This window comes from Jeotgalibacillus marinus (assembly GCF_040801915.1).
Classification (GTDB): Bacteria; Bacillota; Bacilli; order Bacillales; family Jeotgalibacillaceae; genus Jeotgalibacillus; species Jeotgalibacillus marinus.
On sequence record NZ_JBFMIA010000149.1, the window covers coordinates 1 to 274 of the forward strand.

Genomic DNA, 274 nt, shown 5'->3' on the forward strand with positions numbered 1-274 from the left:
AAGAGAAGAAAAGGGGGAGGGGGAGGGAGAGAAGGAGAGGGAAAGAGGAAAGGGGAGAAAGAAAAGGGAATGGAAAGAAGAGGAGAAAGAAAGGGGGCGAAAAGAAGGAGAAGAGGGGAGGGGAAGAGAGGAGGGGGAGGAAAGGAAAAGGAAAGAGGAGAAAGAGGGAAAGGAGAAAGAAAAAAGGAAAAAGAAAAGGAAGGAAGGGGGAAAGGAAGGGAAAGAGGAGGGAAAAGGGAAGAAAAGGAAAAGAGGGAGGAGGGGGAGGGAGACG

1 protein-coding gene is annotated in these 274 nt (G+C 50.0%); it reads left to right on the forward strand.

The genetic code is table 11. The annotated features are described in order from the left end of the window. Positions 1 to 274 (forward strand): hypothetical protein (locus AB1471_RS18945; RefSeq protein WP_367780974.1); only part of this gene is annotated, 274 nt, incomplete at both ends.